This window comes from Ruegeria sp. CH8 (genome assembly GCF_056536985.1).
Genome location: NZ_JBQFQR010000001.1, coordinates 85,962 through 104,554, shown reverse-complemented (window position 1 = coordinate 104,554; position 18,593 = coordinate 85,962). Strand labels below are relative to the sequence as shown.

At 57.3% G+C, this 18,593-nt stretch carries 21 protein-coding genes; 13 read left to right on the top strand and 8 right to left on the bottom strand.

The window, feature by feature from the left end; genetic code table 11:
- Positions 1–2: 2 nt before the first annotated feature.
- From ACR0ER_RS00520 to ACR0ER_RS00510, 3 genes are read left to right on the top strand one after another with little or no spacing between them, the layout of a single operon-like run.
- Entirely contained in the window at positions 3–797 is a 795-nt protein-coding gene (locus ACR0ER_RS00520) for an LpxI family protein (RefSeq protein WP_480767258.1), read from the top strand.
- Positions 797–1,954 (top strand): lipid-A-disaccharide synthase, encoded by a 1,158-nt coding sequence (lpxB, locus tag ACR0ER_RS00515; protein WP_480767257.1) that lies wholly within the window; start codon positions 797–799, stop codon positions 1,952–1,954. Before ACR0ER_RS00520 ends, lpxB begins: the two co-directional genes overlap by 1 nt.
- Positions 1,954–2,535 carry a cadmium resistance transporter gene (locus tag ACR0ER_RS00510; RefSeq protein ID WP_480767256.1) on the top strand — a complete coding sequence of 194 codons (582 nt, stop codon included), beginning with the start codon at positions 1,954–1,956 and terminating at the stop codon, positions 2,533–2,535. Before lpxB ends, ACR0ER_RS00510 begins: the two co-directional genes overlap by 1 nt.
- On the opposite strand, the gene mnmA is transcribed toward ACR0ER_RS00510, so the two are convergent.
- On the bottom strand, positions 2,532–3,677 hold the full coding sequence (mnmA, locus tag ACR0ER_RS00505; protein ID WP_480767255.1) for a tRNA 2-thiouridine(34) synthase MnmA: 1,146 nt from the start codon (positions 3,675–3,677) through the stop codon (positions 2,532–2,534). The genes ACR0ER_RS00510 and mnmA overlap by 4 nt on opposite strands.
- Before the next feature lie 129 nt (positions 3,678–3,806).
- On the opposite strand from mnmA, the gene sciP reads away from it, so the two are divergent.
- From sciP to ACR0ER_RS00480, 5 genes are all read left to right on the top strand, one after another.
- A complete protein-coding gene (sciP, locus tag ACR0ER_RS00500; RefSeq protein WP_480767254.1) occupies positions 3,807–4,088 on the top strand; it encodes a CtrA inhibitor SciP in 282 nt (93 codons plus the stop codon).
- Positions 4,089–4,185: 97 nt separating this feature from the next.
- Entirely contained in the window at positions 4,186–4,902 is a 717-nt protein-coding gene (gene ctrA, locus ACR0ER_RS00495; RefSeq protein ID WP_480767253.1) for a response regulator transcription factor CtrA, read from the top strand.
- 119 nt (positions 4,903–5,021) lie between these two features.
- Positions 5,022–7,148, top strand: a complete 2,127-nt coding sequence (gene ligA, locus ACR0ER_RS00490; protein WP_480767252.1) for an NAD-dependent DNA ligase LigA — start codon at positions 5,022–5,024, stop codon at positions 7,146–7,148.
- Positions 7,145–9,235: an ATP-dependent DNA helicase RecG gene (gene recG / locus ACR0ER_RS00485; RefSeq protein ID WP_480767251.1), complete on the top strand. Its 2,091-nt coding sequence runs from the start codon at positions 7,145–7,147 to the stop codon at positions 9,233–9,235. Before ligA ends, recG begins: the two co-directional genes overlap by 4 nt.
- Positions 9,236–9,347: 112 nt before the next feature.
- Positions 9,348–9,470, top strand: coding sequence for a hypothetical protein (locus ACR0ER_RS00480; protein WP_302478167.1), 123 nt, complete (start codon positions 9,348–9,350; stop codon positions 9,468–9,470).
- Between the two features lie 186 nt (positions 9,471–9,656).
- Here the strand turns inward: ACR0ER_RS00480 and ACR0ER_RS00475 are convergent, their stop codons facing one another.
- Together ACR0ER_RS00475 and ACR0ER_RS00470 are read right to left on the bottom strand one after the other, a co-directional pair.
- Positions 9,657–10,295 (bottom strand): MarC family protein, encoded by a 639-nt coding sequence (locus ACR0ER_RS00475; RefSeq protein ID WP_480767250.1) that lies wholly within the window; start codon positions 10,293–10,295, stop codon positions 9,657–9,659.
- 59 nt (positions 10,296–10,354) lie between these two features.
- Positions 10,355–10,807, bottom strand: coding sequence for an iron-sulfur cluster assembly scaffold protein (locus ACR0ER_RS00470; RefSeq protein ID WP_480767249.1), 453 nt, complete (start codon positions 10,805–10,807; stop codon positions 10,355–10,357).
- A 48-nt stretch (positions 10,808–10,855) separates the two neighbouring features.
- Here ACR0ER_RS00470 and hisI point away from each other — a divergent pair, with 48 nt between their 5' ends.
- Positions 10,856–11,245 (top strand): phosphoribosyl-AMP cyclohydrolase, encoded by a 390-nt coding sequence (gene hisI, locus ACR0ER_RS00465; protein WP_480767248.1) that lies wholly within the window; start codon positions 10,856–10,858, stop codon positions 11,243–11,245.
- Positions 11,246–11,250: 5 nt separating this feature from the next.
- Here hisI and gluQRS read toward each other — a convergent pair whose 3' ends face one another.
- The 4 genes from gluQRS to ACR0ER_RS00445 form a co-directional block, all read right to left on the bottom strand.
- Positions 11,251–12,144, bottom strand: coding sequence for a tRNA glutamyl-Q(34) synthetase GluQRS (gene gluQRS, locus ACR0ER_RS00460; protein WP_480767247.1), 894 nt, complete (start codon positions 12,142–12,144; stop codon positions 11,251–11,253).
- A complete protein-coding gene (locus tag ACR0ER_RS00455; RefSeq protein WP_480767246.1) occupies positions 12,141–12,755 on the bottom strand; it encodes a class I SAM-dependent DNA methyltransferase in 615 nt (204 codons plus the stop codon). Before ACR0ER_RS00455 ends, gluQRS begins: the two co-directional genes overlap by 4 nt.
- 37 nt (positions 12,756–12,792) lie before the next feature.
- The gene (gene trmFO, locus ACR0ER_RS00450) at positions 12,793–14,133 is read right to left on the bottom strand and encodes a methylenetetrahydrofolate--tRNA-(uracil(54)-C(5))-methyltransferase (FADH(2)-oxidizing) TrmFO (protein WP_480767245.1); all 1,341 of its coding nucleotides are present in this window, start codon (positions 14,131–14,133) and stop codon (positions 12,793–12,795) included.
- A gap of 251 nt (positions 14,134–14,384) precedes the next feature.
- Positions 14,385–15,170 carry an enoyl-CoA hydratase gene (locus tag ACR0ER_RS00445; RefSeq protein WP_480767244.1) on the bottom strand — a complete coding sequence of 262 codons (786 nt, stop codon included), beginning with the start codon at positions 15,168–15,170 and terminating at the stop codon, positions 14,385–14,387.
- A gap of 58 nt (positions 15,171–15,228) precedes the next feature.
- Between ACR0ER_RS00445 and ACR0ER_RS00440 the strand changes: the two genes are divergently transcribed.
- Positions 15,229–15,672: a PaaI family thioesterase gene (locus tag ACR0ER_RS00440; protein ID WP_480767243.1), complete on the top strand. Its 444-nt coding sequence runs from the start codon at positions 15,229–15,231 to the stop codon at positions 15,670–15,672.
- A 55-nt stretch (positions 15,673–15,727) separates the two neighbouring features.
- Here the strand turns inward: ACR0ER_RS00440 and ACR0ER_RS00435 are convergent, their stop codons facing one another.
- Entirely contained in the window at positions 15,728–15,955 is a 228-nt protein-coding gene (locus tag ACR0ER_RS00435) for a DUF1127 domain-containing protein (RefSeq protein ID WP_170330054.1), read from the bottom strand.
- A gap of 99 nt (positions 15,956–16,054) precedes the next feature.
- Here ACR0ER_RS00435 and ACR0ER_RS00430 point away from each other — a divergent pair, with 99 nt between their 5' ends.
- The 3 genes from ACR0ER_RS00430 to rpsI all read left to right on the top strand — a co-directional run bounded on the left by ACR0ER_RS00430 (position 16,055) and on the right by rpsI (position 18,572).
- Entirely contained in the window at positions 16,055–17,458 is a 1,404-nt protein-coding gene (locus ACR0ER_RS00430; RefSeq protein WP_480767242.1) for an aminotransferase-like domain-containing protein, read from the top strand.
- Positions 17,459–17,621: 163 nt separating this feature from the next.
- Positions 17,622–18,080, top strand: a complete 459-nt coding sequence (gene rplM, locus ACR0ER_RS00425; protein ID WP_170324880.1) for a 50S ribosomal protein L13 — start codon at positions 17,622–17,624, stop codon at positions 18,078–18,080.
- Positions 18,081–18,086: 6 nt separating this feature from the next.
- Entirely contained in the window at positions 18,087–18,572 is a 486-nt protein-coding gene (gene rpsI / locus ACR0ER_RS00420) for a 30S ribosomal protein S9 (protein ID WP_039535473.1), read from the top strand.
- Positions 18,573–18,593 lie beyond the last annotated feature (21 nt).

Below are 18,593 nucleotides of genomic sequence, written 5' to 3'. Positions count from 1 at the left end.
CCATGCTGGCGCTGATTGCTGGAACGGGCGCATTACCGGAAGAGGTGGTCAATTGCCTCGTCGAACGCCCCGTTATCTGCGCGATGGAGGGTTTCACTCCTGACACGTTGACTGCCGATATAGTGTTTCCGCTGGAACAGCTTGGCAGCTTCATCGCGGATTTGAAAACGCGTGGTGTGACCGAGATCTGCTTGGCAGGCGCGGTTCGGCGACCTGTCATTGACCCGTCGCGAATTGACGCGGCTACGATGCCACTGGTGCCGGTGCTGCAGCAGGCGTTGATGTCTGGGGATGATGGGGCCCTGCGCGCTGTAATCAGCATCTTCGAGGAGTCCGGCTTTGTCGTTCGCGCAGCGCATGAAATAGCCCCGGGCTTACTGCCGCAGCTTGGTTGCCTGACCGAGGCGCAACCCTCGGAGGCCGATTTGGCCGACGCCGACCGGGCGGCGGGGATTCTGCGGGCCATGGGCGCGGCGGATATCGGTCAGGCTTGTGCGGTCTCCAAGGGGCAAGCGCTGGCTGTAGAGAACATTTTTGGTACCGATTGGATGCTGCAGTCCTTGACCCAACGCCCTGATGCGGGCGGAGGGGTGCTGTTTAAAGCTCCGAAACCGGATCAGGACCGTCGGGCCGATCTGCCTACGATTGGTCCAGACACCGTATCGGGCGCTGTGGCTGCAGGCCTGGCGGGTATCTTCATTGAAAAGGGCGGCGTCATCGTCTTGCAGCAAGAGCAGGTCGTTGAGGAATGCAACCGACTTGGACTGTTCCTTTACGCACGCGAACGGGCCAGCTGATGCGGGTGTTTCTGGTCGCCGGTGAACCTTCGGGCGACCGTTTGGGCGGTGTCTTGATGGAAGGCTTGCGCAGCCTAGTTCCCGATGTGCAGTTCGACGGGGTAGGCGGGCCATTGATGCAGGCGCAAGGGCTTGAAAGCCGCTTTCCTATGGCTGAGCTTTCAGTGATGGGTCTGGTTGAGGTTCTGCCTAAATTCTTCCACCTCAAACGCCGGATCGCTGAAACTGCACAGGCCGTTCTGGACACGCGACCGGATGTGCTGATCACCATCGACAGCCCCGACTTCTCGCTGCGCGTAGCCAAGATTGTAAAAGCGCAGAGCGATATTCGAACCGTGCACTACGTCGCCCCCAGCGTCTGGGCGTGGCGACCGGGTCGGGCTGACAAGATGGCCAAGGTAATCGATCACGTCCTTGCGCTACTGCCCTTCGAGCCCCCTTATATGGAGCGCGCGGGCATGGAGTGCGATTTCGTTGGTCATCCGGTTGCCAATGAACCGGTGGCTACGCAGGACGAAATTCAGGAATTCCGGACAGCCTACGATCTTGGTGGTGCGCCGGTTCTTCTGGCGCTGCCAGGATCGCGTGGCGGGGAAATCGAGCGTCTGGCACCGGTTTTTGGCAAGGCATTGCAGCTTTATCTGCAAGATCGGCCGGACGTTCGGGTCGTGGTGCCCGCCGTTGCTCATATGGTGGAAACAGTCTCCGAGCATGTGAAAGCCTGGCCCGGAGACCCGGTGGTAGTCGACCCGCGCAACATACCCTCCGATCAAGCGGTCGCCCAAAAACGAGCTGCATTCGCGGCGGCTGAGCTTGCACTGGCTGCTTCGGGAACTGTTTCACTGGAACTGGCAGCACAGGCCACTCCAATGGTGATTGCCTATAATCTGAATTTTCTTACCACCCTTATCGCCAAGCGAATGGTCAAGCTCGACACTGTCACCTTGGTCAATTTGGTGTCCGAGACCCGTACCGTACCCGAATGCCTGCTGGATGATTGCCAACCTGAAAACATCGCAACCGCGTTGAGACAAGTCTCGGACGCATCGGGTGCGCAACATGAGGCGATGGCAACAACGATGCAGCGGCTTGGACGTGGCGGAGAAGCCCCCGGCTTGCGGGCAGCCAAAGCGGTTCTTTCCCGGATGAGCGCGTGATGCTGGATTTTGTGCTTTTTGGTCTATCGGCATTTATGGCTCAGGTTCTGACCAATCTCGACAACCTTGCGGCGCTTTTGGCTCTGACGCTGGTGTCCGGGACAAAGCGCTCAGTTTTCGGGTTTCTGACGGCGCAGGCAATCGTAATCGGAGCCGCACTTTTGCTGGCTTTGGGCGTCGAAGACGTGGTGCCGCACTGGGCCGGGTATCTGGGGGTTATCCCACTGAGCCTTGGTATTCTGGCTTTGATCCGCCGGAAGCGCGGTAAGGAAACAACGACTAATCCCAATCTGGAAACCGGGGCATCGGTCATCATGGTCACGCTGTTGTTCATCAGCCTGTCGATGGACACTTTCGCCGTTCTTGCACCGTTGCTGGCGGACTCGGCGCCGAGTTTCCGAACAGCGGGTGTGATCGGCGCCGCTCTTGCTGCCGTCAGTCTGGCTGCGATCGCTATGCTTGGATCGAAAGCCCCATTCATGAGCGGTGCTTTGGCCCGCCGGTTGGAGAGCCTTGTGCCCTACGTGATGATCTGTGCCGGTCTGTATATTCTCAGCAACTCGTGGACTGACGCGGTTTAATAACCGCGCCAAATCCAGCCGCCGCCAAAGATGCGGCTGCCTTCCGAGGCATAGAACACGCAGGCCTGACCCGGGGAAACGCCTTCTTCTGGCGTCAACAGTTCGACCTCGGCGGTGGTGTCGGACAGGGGGCGTATGATCGCTTCACGCGGGGGGCGGGTTGAGCGGACCTTGACCAAGACGTGCCATTCATCTCGCGAGGTGAACGGCTCATCCCCCAGCCAGTTGATCTCGCGTACGGGAATGGTGCGTGTGGCCAACATTTCTTTGGGGCCGACAACTACCTGCTTTTTGTCTACGTCCAGCTTGACCACATAAAGCGGCTCGCTAAGGCCACCGATCCCAAGCCCGCGACGCTGACCAATTGTGTAATGGATGACGCCGTTGTGTTGGGCCAGAACGCGGCCGTCTGCGTGCACAATCTCACCCGGTTCCACCGCACCGGGGCGAAGTTTCTCAATCACGCTGGCATAGTTGCCATCAGGCACGAAACAGATGTCTTGGCTGTCAGGCTTGTCTGCCACGGCCAACCCGTATTGCGCTGCCATCTCACGAGTTGCGTCTTTTGAGGGCAGGTGGCCCAGCGGGAAGCGCAGGAAATCCAGCTGTTCAGGCGTGGTCGAGAACAGGAAGTATGACTGATCCCGGTTCGCATCCTCGGCGCTGTGCAGTTCCGGGCCATTGGGACCCATCTTGCGCTGGATATAGTGACCGGTTGCCATGCAGTCGGCCTCAAGGTCCTTGGCGGTTTCCAGCAGATCCTTGAACTTCACTCGTTCGTTGCAGCGGATGCAAGGCACTGGAGTTGCGCCGGCCAGATAGCTGTCAGCGAACTCGTCGATTACTGCATCCTTAAAGATGTTTTCGTAATCCAGAACGTAATGCGGAAACCCGCGTTCTTCGGCCACGCGGCGCGCGTCGTGAATGTCGATCCCTGCGCAGCAGGCGCCTTTCTTGGCCAGCGCCGCGCCATGGTCGTACAACTGCAATGTGACGCCCACCACGTCATAGCCCTCTTCGGCCAAATGGGCGGCCACGACGGAACTGTCCACGCCACCCGACATGGCAACAACCACCCGCGTTTCCGACGGGGGTTTGGCAAAGCCAAGCGAGTTCAGCGGTGTCTCGGTATCGAGTGCCATGACGATTCCAGTACGGGTTAAGAAAGACCGGCAGAATATAGGAAAATTCTACACACTCTCAAGAGGCGGTTTCACTCTGCATTAAGTAGGCTGGTGTCAGCTTTGTCGCAGCACGAAGAGGACCGAGAGATGTATTTGCACAAAGTAGAAGGACCAAGGTCCGTAACACTACCGGATGGAACGGTTTTATCGCGCGCCGATCTGCCACCAGAGGACACGACCCGGTGGGTGGCCTCGCGCAAGGCAATTGTCGTTCGGGGCGTGGTTTACGGGCTTATCACACTGTCAGATGCCAAAAAACGTTATGGGCTGAGTGATGAGGAGTTCAATGCGTGGGTTTCAGCGGTTGCAGAACATGGAACGGATGCTCTGAAAGTGACCGCGCTAAAAAAAAAAATCGACAACCTATAGGCGAAAGTGAATAGATGATTCAACGGTAACGTCAGATTAACCATTTTTGAGCAGGCTCAATTTGAAATTGGTAAATTGACCCGAATTGGAGCAGTAAATGCGTATACTTCTTGTCGAGGATGATCCGACCACGTCGAAAAGCATTGAGCTGATGCTGACGCATGCCAACCTCAACGTCTATGCGACAGACCTCGGCGAGGAAGGCATCGATCTGGCGAAACTCTATGACTACGATCTGATCCTGTTGGACCTGAACTTGCCGGACATGAACGGGCACGAAGTGCTGCGCCAGTTGCGTATTTCGCGGGTAGAGACGCCGATTCTGATCCTGTCGGGCGCGGATGACACTGAAAGCAAGATCAAGGGATTTGGTTTCGGCGCCGATGACTACATGACCAAGCCGTTCCATCGCGAGGAGCTGGTGGCCCGTATCCACGCCATCATCCGCCGCTCGAAAGGGCATTCGCAATCCATCATTCATACGGGTCAGGTGGCCGTGAATCTGGATGCCAAAACGGTAGAAGTTGAAGGCAAGGCGGTGCATCTGACCGGCAAGGAATACCAGATGCTTGAGCTGCTGAGCCTGCGCAAAGGCACGACACTGACCAAAGAGATGTTTCTGAACCACCTCTATGGCGGAATGGATGAGCCAGAGTTGAAGATCATCGACGTGTTCATTTGCAAACTGCGCAAAAAGCTCAGCAATGCGACCGGCGGAGATAACTATATCGAAACCGTCTGGGGCAGGGGCTATGTCCTGCGCGATCCGCAAAGCAATAGTGTTGACGAAACCCGCATGGCCGTCGGCGCCTGATTTGAACATGGTCGCCGTTGGTCCGGGGCGGCCTTTCTCACTCACTGAACAGCACGACTGGACCTAGCCATGGCCTCGCCCTATCACTGAGGTCCAAGAATACGTGACAGGGCGAGGCCATGAGCAAATTGATTCCGGTATCTGACCTGACTGAGGACGCCGCGCGGGCGGAACTTGAGCATTTGGCCGAACAATTGTCTCGGGCAAATACGCTGTATCACGCAGAAGACGCGCCTGACATTTCCGACGCTGAATACGATGCGCTCAAACGTCGAAACGCCGAGATCGAGGCGCGATTCCCGCAGTTGAAACGGGCAGACAGCCCCTCGGATCAGGTGGGCGCGCGTCCGGCTGATGGGTTCTCCAAAGTCACCCATGCCGTGCGCATGATGTCACTGGGCAATGCCTTTGATGACGAAGACGTTCAGGATTTTGATCGCTCGATCCGAAAATACCTTGGGCTAGAAGCGACAGAACCTTTGTCCTTCACCGCTGAGCCCAAGATTGACGGCTTGTCACTGTCTTTGCGGTATGAAAATGGGCAACTGGTTCAGGCTGCTACCCGTGGCGATGGCGAGGTTGGAGAAAACGTCACCGCCAATGCCCGGACGATTTCCGACATTCCTCAAACCATTGCAGATGCGCCAAAAATTCTGGAGGTGCGTGGTGAGGTCTACATGTCGCATGAAGACTTCGAAGCTTTGAATGCTCGTCAGGAAGAGGCAGGGGAAAAACCCTTTGCCAACCCGCGGAACGCCGCCGCCGGTTCGCTGAGGCAATTGGATTCGACGGTCACACGCTCGCGTCCGCTACGGTTCTTTGCCTATGCGTGGGGCGAATTGTCCGAGCCGTTGTCTGACACCCAAATGGGCGCGATTGACCGGTTAAGTGAATTTGGATTTGCCACCAACTCGCTCACCCAGCTATGCGAAACGACCAGCCAGATGCTGGACCACTACCGGGATATCGAGGCTCAGCGGTCTACGCTGGGTTATGATATCGACGGCGTCGTTTACAAAGTGAACGATCTGTCTCTGCAGGCGCGGCTCGGGTTTCGGTCAACGACGCCTCGCTGGGCCATCGCACATAAGTTCCCGGCCGAACTGGCCTGGACACGGCTTGAGGCGATCGACATTCAGGTGGGACGCACCGGGGCGCTCAGCCCGGTGGCCCGGCTGCATCCAGTGACTGTGGGCGGTGTGGTCGTGTCTAACGCCACGCTACACAACGAGGATTATATCGCAGGCCGCGACGCCAAGGGCGGTACGATCCGAGACGGCAAGGACATTCGTGTTGGCGACTGGGTGCAGGTCTACCGCGCCGGCGACGTGATTCCCAAACTGGCCGATGTGGACATTTCAAAGCGCCCCGAAGGGGCCGAGCCTTTCGACTTTCCCACGACCTGCCCCGAATGCAACAGCGATGCCGTGCGCGAGGAAGGAGACGCTGTCCGGCGCTGTACCGGAGGCCTGATCTGTCCGGCGCAGGCGATGGAAAAGCTGAAACATTTTGTCTCGCGCAAAGCCTTCGACATCGAGGGTTTGGGGGCAAAACAGATCGAAATGTTCTATGACGATCCCGATCTGCCTGTCAGAACGCCAGTTGATATATTTACCTTGCAAAAGCGTGATGCTGCGAACCTGAACAAACTGGCCAACCGCAAGGGGTGGGGCGCGCAAAGTGCCGGCAACCTGTGGGCTGCGATTGATGAAAAGCGCAAGATACCCTTTGGGCGTCTGCTGTTTGCGTTGGGCATCCGGCATATGGGCGAGGCGGCCTCGAATCTGATCGCCACCCATTATGGCACATGGTCCGACTTCGAAAATGCTATAACCGCTGCAGCTAAGTTCGAAGGACCCGAATGGGAGGATCTGCTGAGTGTCGACGGTGTCGGCGAAGTCATGGCCCGCGCCCTTGTGTCGGCATTCGCGCAAGAGGCTGAACGCGCCAGCATCGACGCGCTTGTTGCGCAACTGGACGTGCAGGAAGCCAAGCGCCCCGACACCACCGGTAGCCCTGTTGCAGGCAAGACAGTTGTTTTCACCGGCACGCTGGAAAAGATGACCCGCGCCGAAGCCAAGGCCCGGGCCGAGGCGTTGGGCGCAAAAGTCTCGGGCTCGGTCAGTAAAAAGACCGATATTCTGGTGGCGGGCCCCGGGGCGGGGTCCAAGGCGAAAAAGGCCGCCGAGCTTGGGATTGAAACACTGGACGAAGATGGCTGGCTGCAGCTGATCGGAACCGCATGAGCGGACGCCCAGAACAGTTATTCCCGTTGTTTGCGGGTTTGGAAACGCTGGATGGTATTGGGCCGAAGACGGCACAGGTTCTGGCGCAGGCGGGTACGGACTCGCCGCGCGACGTTTTGTTCAACCTGCCGTATGCCGTCATCGACCGCAGGCGCCGCGACACCATTCAGGGCGCCGACCTGCCCAAGACTCTGACGGTTGAAGTGACAGTTGGCACGCACAGGCCACCGCGCAACAAAGGCGGTGCATATCGGGTGCATGTTGAGGACAGTCAGGCCGATTTCCAACTGGTGTTCTTTCATGCGCGCGGCGACTATCTAAAGCGTGTTCTGCCGCAGGGGTCGAGGCGCGTGATCTCGGGCAAACTGGAATTGTTCGACGGCTTGGCGCAGATGGTCCACCCGGACCACATGCTGCCGGTGGAAGAGGCGCAGAACATTCCAGATTTTGAACCGGTGTATCACCTGACACAGGGGATCACGCAAAAGACGGCTTACAAGGCTGCGCGCAGCGCTTTGGCGCGAGCACCGGAATTGAAGGAATGGATCGACCCGGCTTTGATATCGAAACAGGGGTGGTCGGATTGGTCGGCTGCAATTACGGCTGCGCATAATCCACAGGGGGCGGATGATGTCGCCCCTCATGCGCCCGCGCTCGAACGTCTGGCTTACGACGAGCTCTTTGCGCATCAACTGACGCTAGCTCTGGCGCGCCAGCGCGAACGTAAGGCTCGGGGCATCGTCAGCCTCGGGACCGGCGCGTTGCAGTCGAAGGTTCTGGCCAGCCTTCCGTATAAACCCACTGGCGCGCAAATGCGGGCAATTGATGAAATTGCGACAGACATGGCTTCGGATGCACGGATGAACCGTTTGCTACAGGGCGATGTAGGCGCGGGAAAAACACTGGTTGCGTTCATGGCGCTTCTCGTCGCGGTCGAGGCGGGCGGACAGGGTGTCATGATGGCTCCGACTGAGATTCTGGCCCAGCAACATCTGGAGGGCTTACGGCCTTTAGCCGAGGAAGCCGGTATCGTTCTGGATATCCTTACCGGACGTGACAAGGGGGCTGAGCGCCGTGCAAAACTGGCCGCATTGAAGAACGGCGATATTCACATTCTGGTCGGAACCCACGCCGTGTTCCAAAGTGATGTGGAGTTTCAAGCGCTCCGCTTAGCCATTGTTGATGAACAGCACCGGTTCGGCGTCCGGCAGAGGATGGAACTGTCTGATAAAGGGCAGGGCGCGGATGTTCTGGTCATGACAGCTACGCCAATCCCGCGCAGCCTGGCGCTGGCGCAGTATGGCGATATGGATGTCTCGGTGTTGGATGAAAAACCGCCAGGGCGGAAGCCGATCAAAACGGCCATTGTCAGTACCGAACGCATGGAAGAGGTCGTGTCCCATCTGCGCCGGGCGATTGACGAAGGACGCCAGTGCTATTGGGTCTGTCCATTGGTCGACGAATCCGAGGTGTCGGACCTGACGGCTGCTGAAGAACGGTTCAAACGCCTGCGCGCGATTTTGGGGGAAAGAACAGTCGGGTTGGTCCACGGTCAGATGCCTTCGGCCGACAAAGATGCGGCTATGAAAGCGTTTCAGGAAGGACAGACCAAAGTTTTGGTAGCAACGACTGTGATCGAAGTCGGAGTCAACGTTCCGAATGCGTCGATTATGGTCATAGAGCGGGCAGAGATATTCGGGCTGGCTCAATTGCATCAGCTCCGCGGTCGCGTTGGGCGGGGCGAGGCAGATTCAACATGTTTGCTGATGTATCAACCTCCGCTCAGTGAAGGTGGGCGGAAACGGCTTGAGGTACTGCGTGAGACCGAGGACGGTTTTAAAATCTCGGAAACTGATCTGCAAATGCGTGGTGCCGGGGATCTGATCGGCACGGCGCAATCCGGTTTGCCGAAGTTTCGGGTCGCGGACCTTGAACGACAGGCCGGATTGATGGCTGTCGCCCAAACTGACGCGCGTGCATTACTGTCAGTTGACCCGCAACTGAATTCGGACCGAGGGCAGGCGGCGCGTGTTCTTTTGTGGCTGATGAAACAGGATCAGGCTATTCGTTTGATTTCAGTGGGTTAGGAGTTTTGTTCCTATAAGTTCACAAATGTTCTCAAAAAGTTCTTTACCGACTCGGCAAAATATGAGAACAAAAGGTCAACAAAGGATTAAAGCTCTGACCGGAGGTGAGGCCATGCTGACCCAGATCAAGACCGCTATTAGCCGCTCGCAATCAACGCTGTTGCAGGATGCTGTGGGGGCTGTGTCTCTGGTGGTCATGCTGATGGTGGCCCTTCACCTGCCTGGAACGTTCTGACCCTTTTCTGCCTGCGATCTCGTGCCGATCATACCGCGCTGTCATTCCCATTTCAGTCAAGGGTGACCTGCCTGTCCCATTTCCCTTGAGGGGCCTGCCTCGGCCCCGCGCGACTATCCGGACCCCACGCGAGACACGCACAACCTACCGCCGCCCTTTCCGCCCGGAAGGCGCGGCGGTTTTTTCTTACAGTTCACCTGTTTTGATGATCTCAAGCATGGCAGACAGCACAGAATTCACCGCGACCGAGGCAAGGATCATCCCCATGACCCGGCTGATAATGGCAGCACCGGAATACCGAATAAGGCGAATGATCGGGTCGGCCAGCAGCATCAAAAAGAACGAAATCAGAATGACGGACAGCATTACCAACGCCGTAATGCCCTGATCTGCGGCGCTGTAGCGATGGTTGTCAGTCAGGATGACAACGGCCAGCATCGCTCCGGGGGACGCCAAAGAAGGAACTGCCAGGGGAAAGATCGCCGGGTTGGGGCGGTGTGATGGCCTTTCCAGCTCCTCTTCGGCTTCATGCTGTTCGACAACCTGTTTGCTTTCCCCAAAGATCATCGTCAGAGCGAATAAAAAAAGAATGATCCCTCCGGCTACCTGAAACGAGTTCAACCCGATATCAAGCGCTTCGATCAAAAGCTGCCCGAAGACTAAGAAAAACAGCAGGACCCCGGCGCTGACCAAAGCCGCAAGAAAGGCCGTTTTGCGACGGGCCGAAGCCGTAAGGGTGGCCGTCACCGCGATGAATACGGGGATGGTGCCAATGGGATCGATAACGACCCAAAGGGTAACAAAATGCTCAAGCAGATTATTCAAACCAATCCCTCCCCCAAATTTTGGCTGAGATTAGACGGGTTTGCGTCGGAAAGCCACGCTTAGGCGCAATTGGCCTGTTCAGCCTGCTTCATGGCCTCGGTTGCAGCCTCCAGGGCTAACAGAATTGAGGCATGGCGGTTCTTGTAATCTCGCGCGGGGATCAGAACTTCGAGCCCATTGAAGGGTGCGTCAGGCGCCGGACCATTCTTTTTCAGCATGTCCGAGAGCTGGTCGCGCGCGGTTTCAACCTGCGCCCGCGTCGCCCCAACAATTGCACTGCCGACAACCGAAGCCGAAGCCTGTCCCAGCGCGCAGGCTTTTACATCCTGCCCGTAATCTGAGACCTTGCCGTCCTGCATCTTCACATCCACGGTTACGGTCGATCCGCACAGGGGCGAGCGCTTTTTCACCGTAGCGTCGGGACTTTCAAGCCGGTCCAGGTGCGGAATATCCGCAGCCAGCGCCAGAATGCGGCCGGAATAGAGCTTAATCAGATCGTTCTCGCCGGACATGGGTTTCCCTCGTTACGTGTTCCCCATACATAGAGGCCATCCACCGGGATGCAAAAGGTTTTCATCATGTCCGCAACTGTCGCATTTGACCCGACTCAACTAAAATACAACGTGGCTGGTCTGATCCCGGCCATTGCCCAGGATGAAAGCTCGGGCGAGGTATTGATGATGGCTTGGATGAACGTCCAAGCCGTTGAGAAGACGCTGAAAACCGGGCGCGTTACATATTGGTCGCGGTCGCGCCAGTCGTTCTGGATCAAGGGCGAAACCTCGGGTCATGTGCAGGAATTGGTAGATTTCCGCTTTGACTGCGACCGTGATTGCTTGTTGGTTTTGGTGCGTCAGACGGGTGCCGCGTGCCACACAAACCGCCGTACCTGCTTTTACACCGCCGTGCGTGATGGCTCTGAGGTTGAGTTGATGTCACCAATGGAGTGAGTCGGTCACAAGCCCACCATTGCCCGGATACCTACAGGTGATGCACCCTCGGCCCGGTATTTCGAGATCGCTCGCGCATCGTCGCGTTTTGCCAAACGCTTACCTGCGTCGTCCCGGATCAGCCGGTGATGAAGGTATCGCGGCGTCGGTAGCCCGAGCAGGGCTTGTAAAACGACATGAATTCGCGTGGCTTCGAACAGGTCCTGACCGCGTATGACATGGGTGATGCCCTGAGCGGCGTCATCTAAAACGACCGATAGGTGATAGGACGTCCCCATGTCCCGCCGGGATAAAACGACGTCGCCGATGGTTTCCGTCAGTTCCTCCAAAGTGAAGGTGATGGCACCCGTCTCACCATTGGGTCCAGCACCATCTTCCTGAAATGATCCAACAACGGCGTCAGCTTGCGCGGCGTTCAGAAGGAATTTGCCTGCAACAGCCATATCCAAGCGTAACGGTATGTCCTTGGGGCGCGGGCCATCTGCTAAGACTGGCTGCCATTTCGCTCGGCAGGTACCGGGATAGATGATCCCGTCCGGCCCATGCAAAGGCACACCTTCCTGCGGCGCACTGGCGGCGGCAGCGATATCTTTGCGGTTGCAGGTGCATGGATACAGCAAACCACGCGCCCACAATTCGTCCAGCGCCTTTTCGTAGGCGACCAAACGATCGGATTGCCGCAGCACGGGTTCAGGCCACCTCAGGCCCAACCATCGAAGATCATCATATATTTGATCTTCCCAAGGAGCCCGAGACCGCGAACGGTCGATATCCTCGATCCTTAGCAGGAATTGTCCGTCTTCAGCCTCGGCAAGATCATGAGCCAGCATTGCCGAATAGGCATGACCCAAATGCAAAGGGCCAGTGGGTGATGGCGCGAAGCGAGTCTTAAATATCACGCTTTTTCAACAACATATACTTCAGACTTCAGGTCCATTCCCGGCAAATGAGGACCGTATTCTCGAAACAGAAGTCTCGCAGCGCCCATGTCCAGCCAATCATTTAGCCGGATCGTGTAAGACTTGTCTGTAAGGGTATGATCGTTAAAGGAAAATGCCAGAAGACCGTTTTGAGGCAGGGCGCCCATCAGCAGATCAAACACCTCAGGCGGCGCGGCACCCACGCTGATGACGCCGATGGCGGCAATAGCTTTATAAGCGCCTTCCTCCAAAGGGTTCGTGTCGGTGATCTCAAAAGTTGAGAGAGTACGATAAATACCCTTGGCCTCGGCTCCCTCAAGCATTTGGGGCGTCGGGTCGATCCCATCAATGACCTGAAACCCGACGGAGCGTAACGCCTCTCCCGAAAGACCCGTTCCACACCCATAGTCCAGAACAGGTGTCTGGGGTTCAGGCATTGACGACCAGAGGGCTTCGGCAACCCGACCGGGGGTCGCGTAACCATTTGCGCCGACTTCCGCATCGTAGGAGGAAGCCCATTTTTGATAATGTGCGCGTGTGGATTCGGGCGTGTCTAAGTTGAAGGCATCTTTGAAGTTATTGTCGCTCATACGCAGATGTTAGGATGCCAGGCCGGGGTACGTCCAGTCAACAATTGGCCAGCCAGTTTAACCATTCAGCCTTGGCCCGATCAGTGTAGGCCTTGTACCGATCCTTGCGGCCACGACGCCCTCCTTTCAGCCCGTCTACCGGGCGAAACAGGCCGAAATTGACGTTCATGGGCTGAAAGGTCTTGGCTTCGGCCCCGCCAGTGATGTGGTGGATCAGGGCGCCCATGGCGCTGTCCTGCGGCACTTCGGGCAGGTCAAGGCCCAGAATCTCGGCTGCGGCCAGACGACCGGCCAGAAGCCCCATGGCCGCGCTTTCGACATACCCCTCAACTCCGGTGATCTGCCCGGCGAAACGGATGTTCGGCTTGGATTTCAGACGCATCTGCGCATCCAGCAGCGTGGGTGAGTTGATAAACGTGTTGCGGTGGATGCCGCCCAAACGCGCAAAGCTGGCATTCTCCAATCCGGGGATCATACGGAACACCTCGGTCTGCGCGCCGTATTTCATCTTGGTTTGAAAGCCCACAATGTTGAACAGCGTACCAAGCGCATTGTCACGACGCAGCTGCACGACGGCATGCGGTTTCACGTCCGGCTGATGCGGATTGGTCAGGCCAACCGGCTTCATCGGACCATGGCGCAAGGTTTCGCGGCCACGTTCCGACATCACCTCGATCGGCAGGCAACCGTCGAAATAGCCCGCGGTTTCGCCTTCGTGAAACTCTGTTTTATCGGCGGCCAGCAGGGCATCGATGAACGCCTCGTACTGATCGCGGTCCATCGGGCAATTCAGGTAAGCGGTGCGTTCTTCCTCGGTCTCGCCCTTATCATAGCGCGACTGCATCCAGGCTTTGCTCATGTCGATGCTGTCGGCATAGACGATCGGGGCGATGGCATCGAAAAAAGCCAGCGACTCGGCACCGGTTTCAGTCCGAATGGCTTCACCCAGCGCGGCCGAGGTCAGGGGACCTGTGGCAAAGACCCAGTGACCGTCGTCGGGCAGGGTGGTGACCTCTTCGCCGGTGACCTCGATCCGGGGATGGGCGCGCAGTTTTTCAGTGACCGCTTCGGCAAAGGGATCGCGATCCACGGCCAGTGCTCCACCGGCGGGCAGACGATGCGCATCGGCAGTTGTCATGATCAACCCGTTGGCTTGGCGCATTTCCCAGTGCAACAGGCCAACCGCGTTCTGCTCATCATCGTCCGAGCGGAACGAGTTCGAACACACCATCTCGGCCAGGTTGCCAGTTTGGTGCGCAAAGGTTCCTACTTTGGGTCGCATTTCGTGGATCACAACATCCACGCCCATCTCTGCCGCCTGCCAGGCTGCTTCGGACCCGGCCATGCCGCCGCCCACGATATGCAATTTCTGTGTCATGGGCTGCCACATAGGACAGAGCACCGCGCAACGCAACATGGGTGAGTTGGTTTGAAACTATAGGGGGATTTTGGGGTCGCCGCTGCGGGAATGTCGATGCCGGTGAGAGAAACCGACTGGAGGGACCTTCCGCCCACGGCGACCCAAAAGTGTCTCCAGAGCATACGCTCTGTCCCAGCTTTGCCATAGTGTCGCCATTTTGAAAAGTGCTAAAATGAGGACAGTACCTAAAAATGTGGACGACAATTGCCTCATTGATGCCAATTTGGCGGTCTTTTTTCGATGAACGCAGAGATTCCTTCTTCGGTATCCCGATGCAGCATATTCTGAGCCATTACATCGCCGGTATAGGCGTAGGCCTCTTCAATTGACATATCCAACTGCTTGTAGAAGGCCTGCTTGCCGATCTTCACGGCTGATCCCAGCTTGTCAGCTAATTGCTCGGCAAGGGTTGTCGTTTCGTGTTCCAGCAGCATTTCGGGCGCCACACGGTTGATCAGCCCCAGCTCAACCGCTTTTTCGGCCGAGATGAAATCGCCGGTCGTCAGCATCTCGAACGCGCGTTTGCGCGGGATGTTCCGGCTGAGCGCAACCATCGGCGTTGAGCAGAACAACCCAATATTCACCCCATTGACGCCAAACCGGGTGCCCTCGGCGGCAACAGCCAGATCGCAGGTAGCGACCAGCTGGCACCCTGCAGCCGTGGCAATTCCGTGCGCTTGTGCGATGACAGGTTGGGGCAGGGTCTGGATTGACAACATCATCTGCGCGCATCTGGCAAACAGATCCTGGAAATAAGCCTTGCCGCCATCCTCGGACTGACGCCCAGCCGTCATCTGTTTCAGATCATGACCCGCGCAAAATGCCTTACCTTCGCCTGACAGGATTACTGCGCGAATCGAGCTGTCGTCCCTCAGGGCGTCAAATTCGGATTGCAGCGCGGCCAACATCTCATCGCTCAGGGCATTCAAGCGCTCAGGCGCGTTCATTTTAAGGGTCGCAACCGCGCCTGTGTCGTTACGTTCCAGAATTGCCATCTTGCCCTCCGATCTGATGTCGGGCCAACTCTAGGTCGGCAAAGCGAGGAGGGGAAGTATGACGTTGGCAATGGGTCGGGAAGACCTGATGGAGTATATGGGGCAGATCTTTCCGCAGGTGCATCGGGATTTTGTAATAGAGGACCTGACCGAGGACTCGATTGTCATGCGACTGGTGGTCGAAGACAGGCACCTGCGTCCCGGAGGAACCGTGTCCGGCCCGTCCATGTTTGGGTTGGCGGATGTATGTGTCTATGCGTTGGTTCTGGCCCGCAAGGGGCGTCAGTCACTGGCGGTGACCACCAACAGCTCATTGGATTTTCTGCGAAAACCCGAGGGTGGCAAGGACATGATCGCGCAGTGTCGCTTGCTGAAACTGGGCCGCAGCCTGGCGGTAGGCGACGTTCTGATGTTCTCGGAAGGGTCCGACAAGCCCGTTGCGCGGGCCACGATGACATATTCACTGCCGCCCGAGGGGTCCGCCGCCGCATCATTCGGATAAAAAAGGCCGGGCAGAGCCCGGCCAGGAAGAGGTCCCGTCAAGGGACTGGGGAATCTTAGTCCTGCCAGAAATAACGGGTGTATTCATTGCGGGCCTGATATTTAGTCAGACCGACATCTTTCAGAAGCCTGTCGTCAAGATTTGACAAATTGACTCGGCTGCGGCGTTGGCGTTCCCACTTTGTCACTGTCGCCGCAAACCGCACGGCCAGCGCGGCGATCAGCGGCAGCCGGGGACTGTCGTTCAGCAGCATGAGGGCGGGGTTGTGCATTGCGCGTGTCATAGTAGGTATCCTTTCAAATTGTATTGACACAAAGTATGTTTGTTCGGTACATGTGATTGATACATTCAGGATTGTGTCAAAATCAAAGGAAGAATTGTAATGGATACAATTTGGCCAGAGGCGCTACCGAAATCCAAGGGGCCGAAGTATACTTTGGTCGCTGATACAATCCGAAAAGCCATTGATAACAAGCTGCTGGGTGTGGGTACGAAACTACCTCCAGTGCGGGAACTGGCGTATCGGTTACAAATTACACCGGGCACAGTTGCGCGGGCGTATACGATTCTGACCGATGAGGGATTGTTACAAGCCGAGGTCGGACGTGGTACATTCGTAGCCCCACCAAAATCCCCAATTCTGGATGACGTGTGGGCCAGACAACTGCATTTGCGTGATGATAAATACAACGCCAATGTCAGCCTGTTCAGTCCGCGCTTGGCAGATATGGGACAGGTCTCTCTGATCCGCGAATGTCTGCAGAAGGTATCGCTAGCCGATCCGGAGCTGTTTTTGAACTACCCAACCCGCGACGCTTATCAACCCATGCGACAGGCGGTGGTCGAATGGCTGTCTGACTTGCCGCTGGGCGCGCTGACCCATGACGACATTGTACTGACACACGGCGGCCAGAACGGGTTGTGCTTGGTGTTTCAGACTATCCTACGCGGACCCAAGCCTGTGGTTCTGGTCGAAGACCTGTCATACGCCGGGTTCCGCCGCGCCGGCGAACTGATGCGCGCGGACGTCATTGGCGTGAAGATGGACAAATGGGGGGTCGACCCCAAAGCTATGGAGCAAGTGTTGCGCCAAACCACTGCGCAGGCCGTCTGTGTCTCGCCCGAAGTGCAGAACCCGACCGGTTCGCACACGCCTTTAGAACGCCGGAAAGAGGTTGTTGAGGTCGCCCGGCGTTTTGACCTGCAGATCATCGAGGACGACTGCTATCGCATGGGCGACGCGCGCGAGCCCAGCTATCGGGCGCTGGCACCCGAGCGTGGATGGCATGTGTCCTCGATCTCGAAAATCCTGACACCGTCACTACGCGTTGGGTTTGCCATTGCTCCCCGAGAGAGGAGCGTCGATCTACGGCGGTCGGCGGAATACGGTTATTTCGGATTGGCGCAGCCGTTGGCAGAACTCACCCGGTTGCTGCTTTCTGACCCCCGTACTCTTCAGATCGCCAAGGATGTGCGCGTACGGATGGGTGATTATGTACGTGTGGCAGTGAATGCGTTGGGTGGGTTCGACCTCAACTGGGCGCCGGACGTGCCCTTTGTGTGGCTCAACCTTCCGTCCGGTTGGCGCGCTGGCTCGTTCACGCGCGCGGCCGAACGAGAAGGGATACAACTGCGGTCCGCAGATGAGTTTGCTTTGCGTGACGGGCGGGCTCCAAACGCCGTGCGCATTGCGATGAATGGCCACGTGTCGCTGGAACGGTTTGAAGACGCAATGCAGCGGTTACGCAGGTTGCTGGACAATCCGCCGGAACAAATCAGCGTCTGAGTATGGGGTAAAATAATACCTATTTTTTAACTTATTGAAATTGCTCATTTTAAAAGCGTTTACTGTTGTTGACCTGCGCAGCGCACACCTCTAAATACGCTCCATCGAATTCGGGCCGCTCTGTCTTGGGGCGGTCTTTCACATCAAACAGGACTATCCTGCCATGAAAACCTTTTCTGCAACACCTGCAGACATCGACAAGAAATGGATCCTGATCGACGCAGAGGGCGTTGTTCTGGGCCGTCTTGCCTCGATCGTCGCCATGCGTCTGCGTGGCAAGCACAAAGCGTCGTTCACCCCGAACATGGACATGGGCGACAACGTCATCGTGATCAACGCTGACAAAATCCAGATGACCGGCAAGAAGCGCGAAGAGAACTTCTACTGGCATACTGGCCACCCGGGCGGCATCAAGTCGCGTACCAAGCAGCAGATCCTCGAGGGTGCACACCCCGAGCGCGTTGTGACCCAGGCGGTCAAGCGTATGCTGCCGGGCAACCGCCTGTCGCGTCAGCAAATGACCAACCTGCGCGTTTACGCCGGTGCCGAGCACCCGCACGAAGCCCAGGCCCCCGAAGTTCTGGACGTTAAGTCCATGAACAAGAAAAACACCCGGAGCTAATGACCGATGGCTGATCAGATCAATACTCTCGAAGAGCTGAGCGCCGTCGCAGGCGTTGAAACCGTGGCCGAAGAAGTCATCGTGCGTGAGCCCGTACGTGACGAGCTGGGTCGTTCGTACGCCACCGGCAAGCGTAAAGACGCTGTTGCCCGCGTTTGGATCAAGCCGGGTTCCGGCAAGGTCACCGTAAACGGCAAAGACCAGGACAAGTACTTCGCTCGTCCCGTTCTGCAGCTGATCCTGCGCCAGCCGTTCCAGGTTGCCGGCGTTGAAGGCGAGTTCGACGTTGTTGCAACCGTCAAAGGCGGTGGCCTGACCGGTCAGGCCGGTGCGGTCAAGCACGGCATCTCGAAAGCGCTGCAGCTGTACGATCCGTCGCTGCGTGGCGCCCTGAAAGCTGCTGGCTTCCTGACCCGCGACAGCCGCGTTGTGGAACGTAAGAAATACGGTAAGCGCAAAGCGCGTCGTTCGTTCCAGTTCTCCAAGCGTTAATCGCTGCGGAATACGACTTTC

Excerpts from the sequence above, each read along its gene's own strand:
- ACR0ER_RS00520 (WP_480767258.1), top strand. The coding sequence starts at position 3 with ATGCTGGCGCTGATTGCTGGAACGGGCGCATTACCGGAAGAGGTGGTC.
- lpxB (WP_480767257.1), top strand. The coding sequence starts at position 797 with ATGCGGGTGTTTCTGGTCGCCGGTGAACCTTCGGGCGACCGTTTGGGC.
- ACR0ER_RS00510 (WP_480767256.1), top strand. The coding sequence starts at position 1,954 with ATGCTGGATTTTGTGCTTTTTGGTCTATCGGCATTTATGGCTCAGGTT.
- mnmA (WP_480767255.1), bottom strand. The coding sequence starts at position 3,677 with ATGGCACTCGATACCGAGACACCGCTGAACTCGCTTGGCTTTGCCAAA.
- sciP (WP_480767254.1), top strand. The coding sequence starts at position 3,807 with ATGTATTTGCACAAAGTAGAAGGACCAAGGTCCGTAACACTACCGGAT.
- ctrA (WP_480767253.1), top strand. The coding sequence starts at position 4,186 with ATGCGTATACTTCTTGTCGAGGATGATCCGACCACGTCGAAAAGCATT.
- ligA (WP_480767252.1), top strand. The coding sequence starts at position 5,022 with ATGAGCAAATTGATTCCGGTATCTGACCTGACTGAGGACGCCGCGCGG.
- recG (WP_480767251.1), top strand. The coding sequence starts at position 7,145 with ATGAGCGGACGCCCAGAACAGTTATTCCCGTTGTTTGCGGGTTTGGAA.
- ACR0ER_RS00480 (WP_302478167.1), top strand. The coding sequence starts at position 9,348 with ATGCTGACCCAGATCAAGACCGCTATTAGCCGCTCGCAATCAACGCTG.
- ACR0ER_RS00470 (WP_480767249.1), bottom strand. The coding sequence starts at position 10,807 with ATGTCCGGCGAGAACGATCTGATTAAGCTCTATTCCGGCCGCATTCTG.
- hisI (WP_480767248.1), top strand. The coding sequence starts at position 10,856 with ATGCAAAAGGTTTTCATCATGTCCGCAACTGTCGCATTTGACCCGACT.
- ACR0ER_RS00455 (WP_480767246.1), bottom strand. The coding sequence starts at position 12,755 with ATGAGCGACAATAACTTCAAAGATGCCTTCAACTTAGACACGCCCGAA.
- trmFO (WP_480767245.1), bottom strand. The coding sequence starts at position 14,133 with ATGACACAGAAATTGCATATCGTGGGCGGCGGCATGGCCGGGTCCGAA.
- ACR0ER_RS00445 (WP_480767244.1), bottom strand. The coding sequence starts at position 15,170 with ATGGCAATTCTGGAACGTAACGACACAGGCGCGGTTGCGACCCTTAAA.
- ACR0ER_RS00440 (WP_480767243.1), top strand. The coding sequence starts at position 15,229 with ATGACGTTGGCAATGGGTCGGGAAGACCTGATGGAGTATATGGGGCAG.
- ACR0ER_RS00435 (WP_170330054.1), bottom strand. The coding sequence starts at position 15,955 with ATGACACGCGCAATGCACAACCCCGCCCTCATGCTGCTGAACGACAGT.
- ACR0ER_RS00430 (WP_480767242.1), top strand. The coding sequence starts at position 16,055 with ATGGATACAATTTGGCCAGAGGCGCTACCGAAATCCAAGGGGCCGAAG.
- rplM (WP_170324880.1), top strand. The coding sequence starts at position 17,622 with ATGAAAACCTTTTCTGCAACACCTGCAGACATCGACAAGAAATGGATC.
- rpsI (WP_039535473.1), top strand. The coding sequence starts at position 18,087 with ATGGCTGATCAGATCAATACTCTCGAAGAGCTGAGCGCCGTCGCAGGC.